We start from the raw sequence: 1,818 nt of genomic DNA, 5'->3' as shown, positions 1-1,818 counted from the left end.
AGGCTCGAAAGCGGTGGCATGACAAGCTGCTTTACCATACGCAGGTCATTTGGTATGCGGCGAAGGAAAATGAGTCACTCTTGGATAAAGAGCAGTCAATCAATATATTTATGCGCATCAACAGTGGAAAAATCCCGCTAACGAATGCAGAGCTCATAAAGGCGCTGTTTATTCATCATGTCGCCGATCCCAATAATGCAGCGGTTCTTCAGTTACAACAGGCTGAAATGGCTCAGCAGTGGGATATGATTGAACATGGCTTACAGGATGATGAATTTTGGGCATTTCTGCAAACAAGCAATAGAGATATAGAATCGGGGAACCGTATCGAATTGCTATTCGATTTGATCAGTGGAAAGACGAAAGCAGCTAGTAATCAGCAGTCCGCTAGTTATGACCCTCTATATGCGTTTAATTATTTTGATGTGGCATTGAAGAATGCGGCTGATAAACGTGTTGGAGTCTTGGAACTTTGGCATCGAATAAAGCAAGGCTACTTCCGATTATTGGAGTGGTATCGGAACGATGAGCTATATCACCTGACAGGCTTTCTAATTACGAGAAAGATTTGCAGTATTCAGGATCTTTGGAAATTAGCAGATCAACGTAGCAAGAGCGAATTTATCGAGTCCTTAAAGTCAATTGTTGGTAAAACATTGACCAGCTATTTCAAAGGTGATGATGGAAAGTCACTGGATTTCTCTCGTTTGCAATACGGAGTCTCTAAAGATAGACAGAAAATCATTTCCGTGTTTACGCTTTTAAATATATGTGTACATCGACTTGGAAAGACGCGATTGTCTTTCAATACTTATCGCCGTGTTAATTGGGATATCGAGCATATACATGCACAGAACGCCAAGCCAGTTAAAGATGATAAGCAAATAGCTATTTGGTACTCCGATCAAAAAGGCATATTGAAATCAACAGATATTCCGAGAAAATCATCTGAAGAATTGGAAGTATTACTCGATAATTGGTACCGCTTGGCTGAATCGAAGAACGATGATGCAGGTAATACTCTAGATGAGTATTTGAAGCGTTTAGCAGAGACAGTAGGAGATTTTAGAGAAGAAGAGAAGGACTCTTTGGATAACTTGTGTCTGCTGTCAGATAAGGTCAACAGAGGTATAGGCAATGAAATATTCTCTGTTAAGCGCCAGATGATCATTGATTATGAAAAGCAAGGGGATGGTGAAGGTAGTCATTTTATACCGCTGGCGACTAAGCAGGTATTTTCCAAATATTTCAGCAGTAATGTATCGCAAATGCACAAGTGGTCTAGAGATGACAGGCTAGCGTATCGGAAAGCGTTGATAGATTGCTTTTCGTATTACACATCTATGGAGGGGATGAAATGAGTATCAAACAGACGTTTTGGAAGCTTTTAGACGTTTATGATGTAGAAATACCGATCATCCAACGTGACTATGCCCAGGGACGAGATAGTGATAAGGCTGCTGAGATCAGAAAGGGTTTTGTCAGGCACTTATTTGATATGATCAATGATACTTCCAGAAGCGAAGATCTGGACTTTATATATGGCTCTGTGCGGGATGATTCGCTTATTTTACTGGATGGTCAACAGCGCTTGACGACTTTGTTTTTATTGCACTGGTATCTCTCAACGGGAGCGTCACAGGTCGAGTGTGCAAATAAAAAGCTATCCCGTTTCAGATATGAGACACGTGTAAGTTCACGAGAGTTCCTGCAATCATTGTTGAAAAATAGTACAGATCTTGACCTTTTCACGATAGAAGGAAAGTTGTCAGATAAAATAAAAGATGCCCATTGGTTTTTTTCTGTTTGGAATAATGA

General features: G+C 40.4%; 2 protein-coding genes. Both read left to right on the top strand.

Translation table 11 applies throughout. From position 1 onward, the window contains the following. Positions 1 to 1,361: DUF1524 domain-containing protein (locus A3735_RS19095; protein WP_156499763.1), on the top strand; the 1,361-nt coding region annotated here is incomplete at its 5' end. Beyond that, a partial coding sequence (locus A3735_RS19090; protein WP_156499762.1) for a DUF262 domain-containing protein occupies positions 1,358 to 1,818 on the top strand: 461 nt, incomplete at its 3' end. The genes A3735_RS19095 and A3735_RS19090, both read left to right, overlap by 4 nt.

This window comes from Oleiphilus sp. HI0061 (assembly GCF_001635675.1).
The sequence above is the reverse complement of the archived record's forward strand: the minus strand, read 5'-3'. Positions and strand labels throughout refer to the sequence as shown.